We start from the raw sequence: 15,805 nt of genomic DNA, 5'->3' as shown, positions 1-15,805 counted from the left end.
AAGATCTATCGTTCTTTCAAGATCGAGCAAGTGTGCGCAGAGTCGACGAAAGAATCTCTCGACGAAGCGTCGAGCGCTCTCATATTAACTATTCGAAACATAAGCTACTTTACGATAGGGTATGATACATAATAATAATGCTACAGATAGAAGAATACCATTCAACATATTGGGGCATATCGGCCTATATGACAGCGCTTTTATTTCATATCGTAAGCCTATTGCAATCGCATAGACGAACGCCTTCCAACTATGAGGGAATCTTTTCCTGATGCGCGTCGCAGTAGTGCACGACTGGCTCTATGTCTTGGGCGGCGCCGAGCGCGTCCTCGGCGAAATTTTGCAATGCTATCCGCAAGCGCATGTCTTTTCGCTCTTCGACGTTCTACCGCCCGCAGATCGCGCCGTCATCGGCATCGCCCGCGAGACGACCAGCTTTCTGCAGAACGCGCCTTTCGTCGGCACGCATCATCGCTTCTATCTGCCATTGATGCCATTGGCGATCGAGCAGTTCGATCTCTCCGCCTACGACCTCGTCATCTCCAGCAGCTTCGCCACTGCGAAGGGCGTGCTGACGGGACCAGATCAGATTCACATTTCCTATGTGCATTCGCCGATGCGATACGCTTGGGACATGCAGCATCAATATTTGCGCGACAATGGCTTCGAGAAAGGCATGAAGGGAGCGGTCGCGCGCATATTGCTTCACTATCTGCGCATTTGGGATGCGCGAACCGCGAATGGACCGGACGTTATGGTCGCCAATTCGCAATTCGTCGCACGGCGGATAGAGAAATCCTACGGACGCAAAGCAAAGGTGATCTATCCGCCGGTCACGCTCGGCGGAGGCCGGGAAGTCTTACATCGCCCCTATTTTCTCACCGCCAGCCGGCTCGTGCCGTATAAGAATGTCGAAGCGATCGTGAGGGCTTTCGCCGATCTGGAAGATCTTCAGTTGATCGTCGCGGGAGACGGCCCCGAAGCTGCGCGCCTGCGCAGGATGGCGACGGAGAATGTCTCCTTCGAAGGCTTCGTCAGCGATGAGCGGCTTCGCTATCTGATGGCCTCCGCCCGCGCCTTCGTTTTCGCCGCCGAGGAGGATTTCGGCATCGTCGTGGTCGAGGCCATGTCGGAAGGAACGCCCGTGCTGGCGCTCGACCGCGGCGGCGCGCGAGAGTCGGTGTCGGCGAGTGAGCCGCGTTCGGGAATGTTCTTCGCGAATGCGACGCCGGCGGACATCGCCGCTTGCATTCGCAAATTCGTCGCAGAAGAGGATCGCTTTTCCCGCACCGCTTGCCGAAGGCAAGCGCAGAATTTTTCAGCGGAGCGCTTTCGGCGCGAATTCAAAGATCTCGTAGATCGAACGATCGCGGATCGCGAGCGCGGCAAAGAAACGAATTGGACCCCCGCATGGCCTATGACAATCTAGGCGCAACTGTCTCCGACATGGAGACGCGGCGCGCGACGAGCGCCGCCGCCGCCCCGCCGGGACATGGCCTGCTCGCCGCGCTGTGGCGACGCAAGGCGATATTTTCGGTCATTTTCATCGCCATTCTCGGCGCCGTCGTCGCAGCGCTCCTCGTGCTGCCGGTCCAATATATGGCGACGGGATCGGTGATCGTCGCCGAGCAGGAGCCCGGCGACAATAATTCTTCCGCCGTTTGGGCGCAGAAGGCCGGCGATCCCGCCGATATGGAGAGTCAGCTTCTCATCATCGGCTCGTCGCGCGTGCTGAAGGCGGCGATCGCCGCGCCCGGCGTATTCGAATTGGCGCTGCAAGATTGCGCTGCGAGCAAAGGGATCGGCGCATTGCTGGAGACGCTCGGCCGCCGCTCCGGCTGCGACAAGCTCCGCGAGGACGCCGACGCGCTCGTCGAATTCGTCCGCCCGCGCTACTCCATCGGCAATGTCGGACGATCGCGCGTCATCAGCATTTCATACCAATCCACTCGGCCGGAAATCGCGCAGAAGATGGCCAATGCGCTGATCGCCGCCTTCCTCGAGGATCAGCGCGCAAATCTTTCGTCCGGGCGCCAACACGCCGCGGATTGGCTATGGGCCGAGGTTCATCGGCTCGAGACCGAATTGCGCGATGATGACGGCAAGATTCAAGAATACAAGCGCAAGAAGGGCCTCGCGCGCGGAACCAATGCGCTGATCGACTCCGAACGCCTGACCAGCCTCACGCAGCAGCTTTCCACCGCCGAGGCCACGCGCGCGGAGGCGTCGGCGCGGCTGAGGGAGATCTCCGCGAACAAAGGAAAAGGCTTGGCCGACTCGCCTGCGGTGCTGGCGAGCCGCAGCGTTTCCGATCTCAAGCAGCAGCTCACTATGATCGAGATCCGGCTCGCTTCCACCCGGACGACGCTCGGCGATCGCCATCCCGCCCTGCGCGAGCTGGAGCAGGAGCGCGACATCGCCCAGCGACGGCTCGCCGCCGAGGTCGCCGGCGTCGCCGCCGCGGTGAAACGCAATTACGAAGCCGCCAACTCGCTCGTCGCCTCGCTGAAAGCCAAGGTGGAAGGCGCCAAGATAGAGGTCGGCGACGCAATGATCGACCAGGGCTCCATAGAGACGCTGGTGCATGGCGTCGATATGAAGAGGCGCCAATATTCCGAGCTCTACAAGCGCGCCAGCGAGCTCGACGCCGATCGGCGCGTGCTGAACGGAAGCACGCGCCTCGTCGGCATGGCCGAACTGCCCAATCAACCGTACTTCCCGAAGAAGCTGCCATTCCTCGCTGCTGGATTGACGCTGGCGACGCTGCTCGGAGCCACAGCGGCGATTTTGCGCGACCGCTTCGACAAGAGCCTGCGTGGCTCGGCCGAGCTCACCGCTCTCGCCGGCGACGCGCTCTGCGTCGAGCTGCCGCATTTGCGCGGCGCGCATGGCAAGCTCTTCGGCCGGCGCGAGCGTCGAGATCGCGCCCTGCCTTTGATGGCTCTCGCCAAGCTCGCGGAGAGCGACGAGACTACGCAACGCCAGCTGTTCGAGATCTATTCGAGCGCGCGCATCGGCGAGGCGAAAGGTTCGAGGATCATCGCCGTGACCTCTCCCGCGCACGGCGACGGCAAGACGTTCCTCACTCTGGCCCTGGCGCAATTCGTGGCGACGATGGGGCATCGCGTGCTGGTCGTAGAATGCGACCGCGCCAATCCTTGCTTCGACTCCGCGCTCGGCCTCGAGCATGGGCCGGGTCTGCTCGAGGCGCTGGACGGAACGGCCTCTCTGCGGGACTGCGTGACGGGAACCGCCTCGCGACTGCTCGACGCCTTGCCGCTCGGCGCCTCCGGCGAAGCGGCGCCGCCGCAGATCGGCAAGCGTATCGAGACCGTGCTGAAAGCGACGCGCGACTATGATCTCGTCCTGCTCGACTGCCCGCCAGCGGATGCATTGGACGCGCGCCTTCTGGTTCGTCAGGCGGATTCGATCCTGCTCTGCGCGCGCGCTGGAGGAAGCTCTGCGGAGGAAGCGCTCGCAGCGAGCGAGGCGCTCACAGCATCCGGCGGGCGGCTGCTCGGCGTCGTCGTCAATTTGGCGGAGCGCGACGAGCCGCTGTTCTCGAGGCGATGAGGCGGAGATGACGAGCTTCGCTGGCGCCAGAACAGACAACGGCCTTCGCCGCGAGGCGGCGCCGAGCGCGCGCGATCAATCGAGCGGATGCGCCGCAGCGCTGGCGACATTGCTGATCGCCGGCGCTATCGGGCCTTTCCTCGGCGCGCCCGCCCGCGCGCTCTACGTGGTCGCCTGCGCAGCCGTCGGATGGTGGACCTGGCGGCGCGGACCCTCGGCTCATGTCGGCGCCGCGCTGCTCCTGTTTCTCTTCACGCCCTTTGTGAGGCGGCTGGTCGACGTTCGCCTCGGCTATGATACGAGCAGCTTGATGCTGGTGGGGCCGCTGGCCTGCCTCATGGCGCCTCTTCATCACCTTCTCGGCTTCATGGGCTCGACAGGCCGAATGCGGCGCATGGAGCCTTTGCTCATGGTCATCGCCTGCGTCGTCTATGCGATGATCCTCACTTTGTTCAAAGGTGAATGGATGAGCGCCGCGCGCGACGCCGTCAAATGGTTCGCTCCCCTGCTCTACGCCATGCTGCTCGCGGAAACCGCCGACAGGGACGAAATTCTCGCCGCCGTCACCAATGTCTTCGCGATCGCTTTGCCGATCATCGGCGTCTATGGCGTCGTGCAATATGTCGATCCAGCCATCTGGGATCGCTATTGGATGCGGAATGCGCCGATCACCTCTATCGGCCAGCCCGTCCCCTATGGCGTGCGCGTCTTCAGCACGATGAACGCCCCCGCGGGCTTTGCGACCTTCACCGCCGTCGGGCTGCTGCTCGTATGGTTTCGCAAGAGCGATTGGCTGTCGCAGATCGCCACCGCGCCCGCGGCGCTCGCGCTGTTTCTTTCGCTCTATCGCACAGCCTGGATATCGCTCGTCGTGGCCATGCTGTTCTGCGCCGCGTTCCGCGCCACGCGCGGACGCTCATTCGTCATGATGTTCGGCCTATGCGCAGCGACCATCATCGCTTTGATCGCGACGCCCTTCGGCGAGTCGATCAGCGCGCGATTGGCGACCTTCTCGGAAGGCAGCCGCGACGGCAGCGCGCGCGAGCGCCTCGATCAATATTTCGCATTGTGGAATCTTTCCGACAGCTCGCTGATCGGCGCCGGTTTCACCACGGTCGACACGGGCGTCGCCGGCTCGCAGCCGGTCGATGGAATGATCATCGCCTGCTGGCAGTCGATGGGAATCGTCTTCGGCCTCATCTGCCTCTTCGCGCTGATATGGGTCGCCGTCTCGGCGATCGTCGGCGCGCTGAGCGACGGCCACGCGGCAAGCGTCATGCTCGGCGCATTCGGCGCCTTCTTCCTCGTCCAATTGCCGCTCGCCGGCATAGGCTCGGGCGAAGCGGGCTTTCTCTTCTGGACCTTCATGGCGCTCGCTCTCTCCTCCGTCCCGGCCCGCGGACTGCGTCACGGCCCCGACATCGGGCGGCGCCGATGAGCTGGAAAGAGCGCCTTCGCGGCTCGGCGCCGCCGCAGAGCCCTCCGAGCACGCCCGCGGCGCCGACGCGCGCCGCGCCGCGCAAAATGGCCGCGCTGCTGATGCTCGGCGCGCTCGCCAGCAAGATTCTCGGCTTCGCGCGCGAGATATTGATGGCGCAAGTGCTGGGCGCGTCGCTGCTCGCCGACGGTTACAGAGGCGCCGTCACCGTGATCTTGCTCCCCTTGTGCTTTCTGCAGAATGAGAGCGCGCCGGCCATTCTGATCCCCATGCTGCAACGCGCCCAGTCGGAAGGGCGCGCCCCGCGCCTGCTCGCCTCGCTCTGCTGCGCGCTGACGCTCGCCGCCATTGCGGTGATGCTCTGCGTGCAGGCGCTCGGCGCCTGGTGGATCGATCTGATGCTCGGCGGCTTCACGCCCGAGGCCAAGGCGCTGACGTTGAGCTATGTCGAGATCATGAGCGTCGCTATGCCGGCCTCCGTGCTCGTGAACACGCTGGCGGCGGGCGAGATCGCGCTCGGCAAGACGCGGCTCTCCAATCTGCGCGCCGGCCTTTTGAATCTGTCGATGATCATCGGCCTCGCTCTCTATGCCTTCCTCGGCTGGTTCGGCGCGCTCGCCTGGCCCTTCACGCTCTCCTTCAACGCCTTGGCGCTGTTCGGCCTCTGGTCGCGCTATGGGGAGCGCACGCTGGACCCGAGCGGCGCGCATCCGGCAATGATCCTCGCCGCCGGACGCGAGTTTCTGTGGCGCCTGCGCCCGCTGCTCGCGATTCCTTTCGCGGAACAGACGCAGGTCTGGATCGAGCGCTTGGCGGCCTCGCGAAACGTCACCGGCGCGGTGGCCTCGCTCGACTATTCGCGCACGCTCTCGGACACGGCGCTGCTGCTCGTCAGCCAGCCGATCGGGCTCGCTTATATGTCGAGCTATCGGAAGGACGAGAGCCATCATCAGATCGAAGCCATAGCCCGCCTCATCCTCGCGCTCACCGTCCCGGCGTCCGCCTTCGTCTTCGTCTTCGCCTCCGATATCGTGCGACTGGTGTTTTTCCGCGGCGCCTTCTCGGAGACAGGACTGCTGCTCGCGAGCGCGACGCTGCGCGGCGTCTCTATCGGCCTTTGGGCCTCGACGCTCGGATGGATTCTCCTGCGGCATCTCAACAGCGAGGGCCGCAATGCGCGAGCGACGTTGATCGTCGTCGGCGCCTATCTCGTCAATATCGTCATCAATGCGCTCGGCGCTCGGCTGGCGCCGCCGCTCGGACTCGGCATGCTGCTGATCGGCCTCGGCGAGAGCGCGCGCAGCCTCACATTGCTGGCCGGGACGACATGGACCTTGCCCAATCGTGGGCGGTTAATGTCGCTGATATGCGTGGCGGCCGCGCCCGGCGCCGCCATGCTGGCGGTGGGATGGATGATCGAGACGCAAGCGAGCGCCCTGGCGCCGCGGCTCATCGCCGGCGTCGCTGCTTGCGCAGTCTGCACGGCGGCCGGATCATTCCTGCTGCTGCCGCAATTGCGCGATGCGAGTCTTTCGAAGCTGCGAATATTGCTCAGAACAGGAGAGGCGCCATGAGTTTCGCGTCGAGCTTGACAGACATTCTGCCGATGGAGGCCGCGCTGCGACCCATCGGCGCGCTCCTCGACAGGGCGAGAGGCGCGCGCGGCTGTCTACTCACCTTTCATCGCGCCGCGCCGAGCGCGCTATGGGCGCGGCTGCCCAATCGCAATTTCTATCTCGATCTCGCCTATCTCGATCGCCTGCTCGCCTATCTGAAGGCGCAGCGCTGGTCGATCGTGACGATGGAAGAGGCGATAGAGCGCGCCGCCGCCGATCGCCCCGGCGACCGCTTCGTGAATTTTTCCGTCGATGATTGCTACCGCGACAGTTTCGAGGAGATCGTCCCGCTGTTTCGCGCGCATGAAGCGCCGGTGACGCTCTTCGTGACCACGGGCATTCCCGATGGAACAATGTCGATGTGGCACGCCGGCCTCGAGGACATCATCCTGAGCCAAGACCAGATTGCTCACGACGGGCGGACAGTGGAAGTCGAAACCGCGCAAGAGAAGCGCGCCGCCTATGCGACGATAGAGAGAGCGTGGGAAGGACCGCGAGCAGGCGCGCTCTATTCGGCCTTTTGCGCGGAAAATGGATTCGACGAGAAGCGGCTGCGCGAGAAGCACGCCCTCTCATGGGACATGCTGCAATTGCTGGCCCGCGATCCGCTCGTCGAGATCGGCGCGCATACGGTCGATCATCCGCGCGTCTCGGCGCTCGTCGAAGCGGAGGCGCTCGCCGAATTGGAAGCCTGCCGTCGGCGGCTGCGCGAGCGGCTCGGCCTCGAGATTCGACATTTCGCCTTTCCCTTCGGCCGCGCGGCCGACGCCGGCGAGCGTGATTTCGCGCTCGCGCGGCGAGCGGGCTTTTCCTCTGCGGCGACGACGCGCAAAGGCGTGATGCGGCGCCCGAGCAATATGTTCAGCCTGCCGCGCAACACGCTCAATGGCGGCGCGAAAAGTCTTGCGATGGCCGAGATGCATTTGACCGGCGCGTCCGGCATTGTCGCGAGGATGCTCGGCCGTGTCTGACCTTCGCAGCGCCCCCTCCCCTCTACGCGTCGTTTCCGTCGCGCATTCCGCCGTCGGCCAGAAAGGCGGACGGCAGCGCTACACGCCCCTGCTCCGGCAGAGCGATCTCGATCTGCATCTCGTCGTGCCGAAAAATTGGCGTGAGTTCGGCCGCTCGCTCACCGGCGAGCCCGCAGCCGATCCCGCGATGCAGCTGCATGTGCTGCCGATCCTGTTTCCGAACGCTGGGCCGTTGAACTGGTATCTGCATTTCTATCCGCGCCTCCCGCGCCTGCTGCGCAAGCTGCGGCCGCATGTGCTTCATCTTTGGGAAGAGCCTTGGAGCATGGTGGCGCTGCAAGCCGCGCTGACGAAGCAGGATGCGGCGCTCGTGCTCGAGGTCGATCAGAACATTCTCAAAACCCTGCCGCCGCCCTTCGAGACTATTCGCCGCTTCGTGCTGAAGAAATGCGCGCATATTCTCGCGCGCAGCCCGGACGCCGAGGCCGTGGTGAGGGCCGGCGGCTATGAGGGGCCGGTCACGATGATCGGCTATGGCGTGGATCAGGACTGCTTTCGTCCCGACGGAGCCACGACGCCGCGGGGCGCGGGATTGCGCATCGGCTATGTCGGCCGTCTCGTCGAGGAGAAGGGACTCGATGATGTGCTGGATGCGATCGCGCGCGCGGAGGCCAGTGTCAGCCTCGATCTGATCGGAGCCGGCCCGCATGAAGGCAAATTGCGCGCGCGCGTCGCGCAGCTCGGTCTCGGCGACCGCGTGAGCTTTCGCGATTGGGCGGCGCCGCATGAGGTCGCGCAATTCATGCGCGGGCTCGACGCGCTGATCTTGTTCACGCGCACGACGCCGCGCGTCCGCGAGCAATTCGGCCGCGTCATCATCGAGGCGCAGAGCTGCGGCGTGCCGGTGATCGGCTCCACCGGCGGCGCGATCCCCGATGTGATCGGCGAAGGCGGATGGGTCGCGCCCGAGCGCGACAGCGCGGCGCTCGCGCGCCTGCTCGACGACATCGCCGCCGGAAAATACGATCTGCGCGCGAAATCACGCGCTGCGCTGGAGAATGTCGCCGCGCGCTTCACCTATGAAGAGGTCGCGCGCACGCTGCGGCGCGCTTGGCTCGAGGCCCATGATGCGCCGTCGATCAGGGCTTAGGCCGGGGCAGGAAAACCATATGGGTCTCGTCCGGCTTCAGCCCGGCGAAGCGATGCTCCGATCCCGCCACAGGGACGCGTCGACGCAATCCGTCCCAGCCCCACAGTTCCGCGGTGACGGCCCATTCCGGCAAGGGCGCGGTCCATGCCGAGCCGGGCGCGTCGGTCCAGCCCTCGAGATCATGCCAGACGAGCAATCGCCCCGTCGGACCTTCCAACGTCAGCAGCCCCTTCTCGCGATCGATGGAGATGAAATGCATCGAGCCGGCGAGCTCGATCAGATTGCGCAACACGATGGCGCGCGCCTCCGGTCGCCAAGGAGCGGCGCCCGCCGCCATTGCGTAGCTCGGACCCTCTATCGCGCCAGTGTCGCCGAGATTCCAAGGCATGGCGAAAACCGTCGCAGGCCTGCGCCCGTCGGCGCCGACGACCGCCATCTCGTCCCAAAAGGCGGTCAGGAACAGCTTGGCGGCAGTCTCCGGCCGCGCCCAGCCTTCCGATTTCGAGATATTATATTCGGTCGCGTAGAAATTAATATCGCGGGAGAGGCCCATCGCTTTTTTGACGCGATCGAAGCAGCTCTGCGCCGAGAATTGGCGACCGCGAGTCAGAGGAAACCAGCGGAAATTATAATAAGTGTGCAGATCGACGCCATCGAGGCGACCATCCTCGAGCAATGGCGCAATGGCCGGGCCATAGCCGCGCAAAGTCGCGTCGCCATGCGAGTTGCAAGTGGCGAAGCCCCCGGGCACGACCTTCAGATCCCTATTGACGCTGTGAACACCATCGGCCAGCCCCTCCAGCGCGCGCCGATAGTCCTCGCGCGGAATGGTCGCCTGCACATCCGGCTCGTTGATCGCCGTGAAGATGGTCGCGCCCCATCCCGCGACATGATTGGCCTTCGCCCAATCGCCGCCGGGCTGGAAGCGCCGCGCATAAGCGACGCCGGCGATGAACCAGTCTCGGTAGGAGCCGATCGGCTGCGGCGGATCGAGAAACTGATAAGAGCCTTCGTATTCCAGCAGAATGACCGGCGTGATTCCGCGCTCATAGGCCTCGCGCATGGCGGCGTCGAAATCGCTCGGCGTCGGCTTGCGGTCGAGCGTGCGCCAGCCATAGGAATCCATGCGTCCGAGCGGCGCGCCGACTCCGCGCAGCGCCGCATAGATTTGCGCGGAAGGCGCTCCGTGCAGATGCGTCACGAGATTGCCGCCGCCGATGCGCATCCGCAAAGGCGCATCGGCCTCAAGCGGCTTCTCCTCGCAAAAGGCGGCCGATGCGACGAATAGAAGAGCCGAGCAGGCTGCTCTTACGAAGATTTGTGTCATGGATTTGCCGATGAGCTCACGCAATTCACTCGAAATCATTCAGGTCGTGCAAGAATTCAGCAGAGACGGCGGCGTCGAGACAGTCGCCTTCGAGCTCGCGAAAGCCTTCACGCGCGCCGGAGCGCGCAATAGCGTCGTGGCCGCGGTCGTCGCCGACGATGGCGACGCGCCGTCCGAGATCGCGCAGATCACGCCATGGCTCTCGTGCGTGCCGACGCGCGGCGCCATGCGCCATATCGGCCGGCTCGTCGTCATGCCGATATTCACGCTCGCCGCGACGCTGGCCCTTCGGCGCCGCGCGCGGGCGGCGCGGATCATCAGCCATGGCGATTGCCTGCGCGGCGACATTCTCGTCGTTCACGCCGTGAATGCAGAAAGTCTCGCGCTGAAGCGCAAGGCCGGCAATTGGGGCTGGCTGCTCAATCCTATGCATTATTGGGTCGCCCTGCGTGACCGATGGATGATCGGCGGGCTCCGCTACCGTAAATACGTCGCCGTCTCCTCTCGCGTCCGCGAAGAATTGCAATCGCATTACAATGTCCCCGCCGAGCGCATTCGCATCATCTACAATGGCATCGATCTCGATCGTTTCCAAGCCACGGAGGAAGCGCGCGCGCAGATTCGCAGCGAGTTCGGAATACCGCGCGACGCCCGGCTGCTGCTGTTCGTCGGACATGAATTTGCGCGCAAGGGCCTCGCTCCGCTGATCGAAGCGCTCGCGCTTCTGGGTGAGCGCTATTGGCTGGCGGTGGTCGGCTCCGACAATCCAGCGCGCTACAGAAAGCTCGCCGAGCAAGCCGAAAGCCGCGTCGTCTTTTGCGGCGCTCGGCGTGACGTCGCCGCCTTTTATGCCGCGGCCGACGCTTTCGTGCTGCCGACCGCCTATGAGACTTTCTCGCTCGTCAGCATGGAGGCGATGGCGGCCGGCCTCCCCGTCTTCGCGACCCGCGTCGGCGGGATCGAAGACTATCTGCAGGACGGCGTGAACGGCTTAACGATCGAGCGGAACGCCCGAAATATTGTAGAAAAACTGCGCTCCGCCTTCGAGGACGAGGCCGGTTTCGCGACGTTGCGGGCCGGCGCCCGCACCACCGCAGAGAGCTTCGGCTGGGACAGCGTCGCGACGAAATATCTAGAATTGTTAAAGGAATTAGAAGCTGAAGAGCCGGCAGCAGCCAAGCGATGACTTCGTCGAAAACCTCGGTGCGGCTGAACTACGCGAAGTAGCAACAAACATTCCGCATTACGCACTCGGTAGACAGTCGAGCCCGCAGAATTTGCGCTTGGTAAATCATTCAGCGCGAGCTAGACAACAAAGATGCGGAAAGGCGGAACTCGGTAATGCGGAAGTGGTTGAAGCTGAAGCCGCTCGTGGCGAAATCGGGGGAGATGCTGCACCTCGACGCGCTTCGCTTTCTCGCCTCTCTCGGAATCGTGTTTCATCATTCCAAAGAGTTCATGCTCTCTTCCGCCGCCAATGAGCGCTCGGATGGCCTGGCTCTATTCGTCGACATGTTTTTCATCATATCTGGATATGTCATATCCTACGTGTATTTCGAGCGCATCCACGATCTCGGCTCCTATGGCGGCTTTTTGAAGAAGCGCGTCGCGAGACTATTCCCGCTTCATCTGCTGACCCTCGTCGTGTCCGCGATCCTCTATGCTGGCTTTTCGGCGCTGCAGCTGCCGAGCCGGCACACGCCATCCTTCAGCCCGCTGTGCATAGCGGATACGGCCCTATTGCTGCATACTGTCATCGAATGCGGAAATCACCTGTATTTCAACGGTGTCAACTGGTCGATCAGCGTCGAAATGATGATGTATCTCGCCTTTCCGATCACCCTTATTCTCGCACGAAGCGCCCGGCAGAGAGATGTTCTCGTCATCGCGACGATCTGCATCGCGATCATATTCGGGGAAATTCGCCGATATGGCCTCGCTTTCAGCGTTCATGATTGGATCGACGCCGGGAGCTTTCATCCGCTTCTGCGTGGCGTTTTCGGCTTCGGCGTCGGCGTGGCGCTGTTCCGGCTCCGTCATCTCCTCGCGCCCATCACGCCGCCTTTTCCCATTCTCGCGGGCGGCCTGCTGGCGATTCTGGCAGCGATGCTCGCGGGACAATCACCCTTGCTGATCTTGGCTCTGATCGTCTTGCTCGTGACGGGCGCTGTCGCGCGCGACGTCCACGCGACCGCCACGCCGAGCCTGAGGCGGATCGCCCCATTCGGACAGCTCACCTATTCGATCTATATGTGGCACAATTTATTTATTCTGGTCTTTATCAACATCGTCGGCGACAAGCTCATGAGGGGAAGCGGAATCGCGATCGCCGCGCTGACGCTCCTCTGCTATGTGCTCATCTTCGCGACGAGCCTGCTTTCATTTCATTTGTTCGAGACGCCGATGCGGCGCGCGATCGATCGGATTTCCGTCTTCGGCAAAGCGCACGCGCAGAAATCGCGTGTCGCGAGCTGAACGCGCGAAAGGCGCGCGCCGAGGTCAAGCGCCGCCGCAGCGTCTCGACGAGAGGCGCTCCAGCAACCGCTCCCAACGATCGAGAGCCACGCGCTTATCGAGCTTTTCCACGCAGAGCCGACGCGCCCTCTCGCCAATGTCTCTGCAACGATCGGGGTCCCGCGCGAGCGCCAAAATCTGCGCAGCCAGCTGCTCGCCGTCGCCCTGCGGCGCTACGCAGCCGAGATCGTCTCGTCTGACGATCCGCGCGATTTCGCCATCGAAATCGCCGATGAAAATGGTCGGGCGACCTGCCGCGGCGACGCCATAGAATTTACTCGGCACGACCGCGCCCTCGAGATCGGGTCGTAAGCATACGAGATGCACATCCGCCGTCGACAAGCTCTCCGAAAGGCGCTCGCGCGGCTGGTAGGGCGCGAATAGAACATCCTGAAGCCCCTTTGCGCGCAACTCCCGCGCGAGGGCGTCGTAAAGCGCGCCTCCCCCTATGAACAGCCATCGAATTATCGGGGTCTCCGAGGACGCCTCGTTCAGCCTCTCGATGGCGCCCAGCATAGCGCGATAATCATGCGCGCGCCCGAGGTTGCCCGAATAGCCCACGACAAAAGCGCCATCGAGCCCCCATTCCTTCCGCGCCGGATTGTCCTTTGGCGCAACGGGCCGGATCAGCTCCGCATCGGCCCAATTCGGAATGACGGCGATGCGATCCGACGCGAGGCCGAGCGAAGACAATCGCTCCGACATTTTTTCGCCGAGCGCCACATTCATCGCCGCCGAGCGCAGCGATGCGTTGCGCAGCATGTGAAGCCCGCCGTAGACGAAAGGCGGAAGCCGCCGCCGGCCCAGCCCTACGGACGCTGCGACCTCTGGAAACAGATCCTGCAGCCAATTCACCAGCAGCGCGCCCCGCCAATACGCAATTGGAGCGACAATGACGGACAGCATGGGAGGGTCGGTCTCGGCGATGACAATGTCTCCGGCGCGCGCCAATCGCAGGAGACGCCAAGCTGCGGATAAATAGAAGGTCGCGTAGTCGATCGCCCGACCGATGAGATTGCCGCGACCGAAGCGCGACGTCCACACGCGAAACAGCTCTACCCCTCCGACGGTCTCATGAGCCGGCAAGGGATCCTCGGGCGCATCATATCGCAGACGCGAGGCTATGACGCGCACATCATGCCCACGCGCGCGCAATCCGAATGCGAGATCGGACGACATCTGGCTCGTCGCCGAATGGTCCGGGTAGAAATAGCGGTTCACGAAAATCAGCATCGCGACTCCGAGCGCGGCGCTCGAAGCCGGCGCTCAACCATTACGCCGAATGAAGCTGTTCCCCAACACCAGCACATCCATCTTGGTTCTCGAGAAGCAGTCGAGCGCCTCCTCCGGCCTGCAGACCACGGGCTCATTCTCGTTGAACGAGGTGTTGAGCACCATGGGCACGCCGGTCCGCGCCCGAAACGCCTCGATCAATCGCCAATAGCGCGGATTGGTCTCGCGATGAACCGTCTGCAAGCGCCCCGATCCATCGACATGGGCGACCGCCGGTATCGCCGAACGCTTCTCTTCCCTTATCTGAAACACTTGCATCATGAAGGGCGCATCGTCATCCTCCTCGAACCAATGCGCGACCCACTCTCTCAGAATCGAAGGCGCGAACGGTCGAAAGCTCTCGCGACGCTTGATTTTGAGATTCAGAATATCCTTCATATCGGCGCGACGCGGATCACAGATGATCGAACGGTTGCCGAGCGCCCGCGGCCCCCACTCCATCCGTCCCTGAAACCAGCCGACGACCTCGCCCTGCGCGATAGCGTCGGCTGCGCGCTCGCATAAGGCGGCCTCGTCCTCGATAGGCTCGACGACGCAATTCTGAGCCGTCAGCTCCGCCCGGCGCGCGACGAGCAGAGCCTCGATCGACTTGTCGTCATAGCTGGGACCGAGATAGGCGTGATCCATCACGCTCCGGCTGGATATGCTGTTCCCCGACAGCGCCGTCGCCGCCGATGCGCCATGCGAGCCGCCCCCGAGCTCGCTCCAGACCTGCATCGCCGCGCCGATCGCTCCGCCAGCGTCACCCGCCGCAGATTGAATATAGACCCGCCTGAACGGCGAATTGCGCTTGATCTTGCCGTTGGCGACCGAGTTCAGCGCGCATCCTCCGGCGAGCGCGAGATCGCAATGCCGGTATCGTTCATGAAGCTTTCTGAGCAAATGAAAGAATGCTTCTTCGTACATCGCCTGAGCTGAGCGCGCGATATCGCGATGGCGCTCCTGCAGCGGCTCGTCATTCGTCCGCGCTGGTCCGAGCAGCTCCTCGAGCGCCGGACTATAGAGCGCGCCGACATGTGGCGCGCCGCCGGACCATTCATAAGCGATTTTTTCCTTGTGATGGCGAAAATAGCTCAGATCGAGCGCGAAAGCGCCATTACCCTCGGCGTGAAGAACGCGTCGCATCTCGCTCATGAATCGCGGGCGGCCATAAGGCGCGAGCCCCATGACCTTATATTCATCGCCATAGTGCGGAAAGCCGAGATATTGCGTGATCGCCTGATAGAAGATCCCGAGCGAATGGGGGAAGTAGACGCGACCGTCGATCGACACGCTGTTTCGCTCGCCCATGCCCCAGGCGGCGCTCGAAAAATCGCCGAACCCGTCCACCGATAGAACGACCGCGCGCTCGAAAGAAGAAACCAGAAACGCCGAGGCGGCATGAGCCATATGATGCTCGATGCGGTGAACCGCGCCCTCGAAGGTCGCCCCCGGGAAAGCGATCGCCAATTCCCCTTCGAGCGACCGCCGCTTCGTCTGATTGCGGATCCGATCCGCAATGAGGGACAGATCGGGACGAGTTTTCAGCGCATAGCCGATTTTACGAAAGAGATTCGCCTTGGGATCGGAATTCACCGCGATATGCGCCACGTCGGAGAGCGTCACGCCGCCTTCCTCGAGGCAATAGCGAATAGCCTCCGAGGGAAACCCCGCCCAATGCTTGACGCGGCGGAAGCGCTCCTCCTCCGCCGCTGCGACAATGGAGCCGTCGCGCAAGAGGCAGGCCGAAGCGTCGCCATGATAGGCGTTGAGCCCGAGAATAATGGTCACGGCTCTCCTCTTTTCGACCCACAGCCGACTGCGATCGTCGAGCCGGCCACGGAAATTCCGACAATAGCGTGAGTGGATTTCCGCCTGAAGCGCTGACGAGCCTCGTCGCCAATCAAAAAGATTTCGATGATCGAACGGCCGAGATCGGCGAAA

11 protein-coding genes are annotated in these 15,805 nt (G+C 63.2%); 8 read left to right on the top strand and 3 right to left on the bottom strand.

The window, feature by feature from the left end; translation table 11 throughout:
- Positions 1-271: 271 nt before the first annotated feature.
- The 6 genes from GYH34_RS10615 to GYH34_RS10590 are packed head-to-tail and all read left to right on the top strand — an operon-like array spanning position 272 to position 8,748.
- Positions 272-1,429: a glycosyltransferase gene (locus GYH34_RS10615; protein WP_161913545.1), complete on the top strand. Its 1,158-nt coding sequence runs from the start codon at positions 272-274 to the stop codon at positions 1,427-1,429.
- Positions 1,411-3,573 carry a polysaccharide biosynthesis tyrosine autokinase gene (locus GYH34_RS10610; protein WP_161913544.1) on the top strand — a complete coding sequence of 721 codons (2,163 nt, stop codon included), beginning with the start codon at positions 1,411-1,413 and terminating at the stop codon, positions 3,571-3,573. Before GYH34_RS10615 ends, GYH34_RS10610 begins: the two co-directional genes overlap by 19 nt.
- A 7-nt stretch (positions 3,574-3,580) precedes the next feature.
- The gene (locus GYH34_RS10605; RefSeq protein ID WP_161913543.1) at positions 3,581-5,011 is read left to right on the top strand and encodes an O-antigen ligase family protein; all 1,431 of its coding nucleotides are present in this window, start codon (positions 3,581-3,583) and stop codon (positions 5,009-5,011) included.
- Positions 5,008-6,585, top strand: a complete 1,578-nt coding sequence (locus GYH34_RS10600; RefSeq protein ID WP_161913542.1) for a lipid II flippase MurJ — start codon at positions 5,008-5,010, stop codon at positions 6,583-6,585. The genes GYH34_RS10605 and GYH34_RS10600 overlap by 4 nt, the downstream gene beginning before the upstream one ends.
- Positions 6,582-7,598: a polysaccharide deacetylase family protein gene (locus GYH34_RS10595; protein WP_161913541.1), complete on the top strand. Its 1,017-nt coding sequence runs from the start codon at positions 6,582-6,584 to the stop codon at positions 7,596-7,598. The genes GYH34_RS10600 and GYH34_RS10595 overlap by 4 nt, the downstream gene beginning before the upstream one ends.
- On the top strand, positions 7,591-8,748 hold the full coding sequence (locus GYH34_RS10590) for a glycosyltransferase (protein WP_161913540.1): 1,158 nt from the start codon (positions 7,591-7,593) through the stop codon (positions 8,746-8,748). The genes GYH34_RS10595 and GYH34_RS10590 overlap by 8 nt, the downstream gene beginning before the upstream one ends.
- Here GYH34_RS10590 and GYH34_RS10585 read toward each other — a convergent pair.
- A complete protein-coding gene (locus GYH34_RS10585; RefSeq protein WP_161913539.1) occupies positions 8,738-10,075 on the bottom strand; it encodes a hypothetical protein in 1,338 nt (445 codons plus the stop codon). The two genes, GYH34_RS10590 and GYH34_RS10585, sit on opposite strands and share 11 nt — an antisense overlap.
- A 10-nt stretch (positions 10,076-10,085) precedes the next feature.
- On the opposite strand from GYH34_RS10585, the gene GYH34_RS10580 reads away from it, so the two are divergent.
- Complete coding sequence (locus GYH34_RS10580; protein ID WP_174242395.1) at positions 10,086-11,261, top strand: glycosyltransferase family 4 protein; 1,176 nt, start codon at positions 10,086-10,088, stop codon at positions 11,259-11,261.
- A 155-nt stretch (positions 11,262-11,416) separates the two neighbouring features.
- On the top strand, positions 11,417-12,550 hold the full coding sequence (locus tag GYH34_RS10575) for an acyltransferase (protein ID WP_161913537.1): 1,134 nt from the start codon (positions 11,417-11,419) through the stop codon (positions 12,548-12,550).
- A gap of 24 nt (positions 12,551-12,574) precedes the next feature.
- On the opposite strand, the gene GYH34_RS10570 is transcribed toward GYH34_RS10575, so the two are convergent.
- Together GYH34_RS10570 and GYH34_RS10565 are read right to left on the bottom strand one after the other, a co-directional pair.
- The gene (locus tag GYH34_RS10570) at positions 12,575-13,822 is read right to left on the bottom strand and encodes a glycosyltransferase family 4 protein (RefSeq protein ID WP_161913536.1); all 1,248 of its coding nucleotides are present in this window, start codon (positions 13,820-13,822) and stop codon (positions 12,575-12,577) included.
- A 33-nt stretch (positions 13,823-13,855) separates the two neighbouring features.
- Positions 13,856-15,652 (bottom strand): carbamoyltransferase C-terminal domain-containing protein, encoded by a 1,797-nt coding sequence (locus GYH34_RS10565; RefSeq protein ID WP_161913535.1) that lies wholly within the window; start codon positions 15,650-15,652, stop codon positions 13,856-13,858.
- Positions 15,653-15,805: the final 153 nt, after the last annotated feature.

This window comes from Methylosinus sp. C49, from assembly GCF_009936375.1.
Lineage (GTDB): Bacteria > Pseudomonadota > Alphaproteobacteria > Rhizobiales > Beijerinckiaceae > Methylosinus.
Note: the sequence above shows the minus strand (reverse complement) of the source record. Positions and strands in the feature narration are given on the sequence as shown.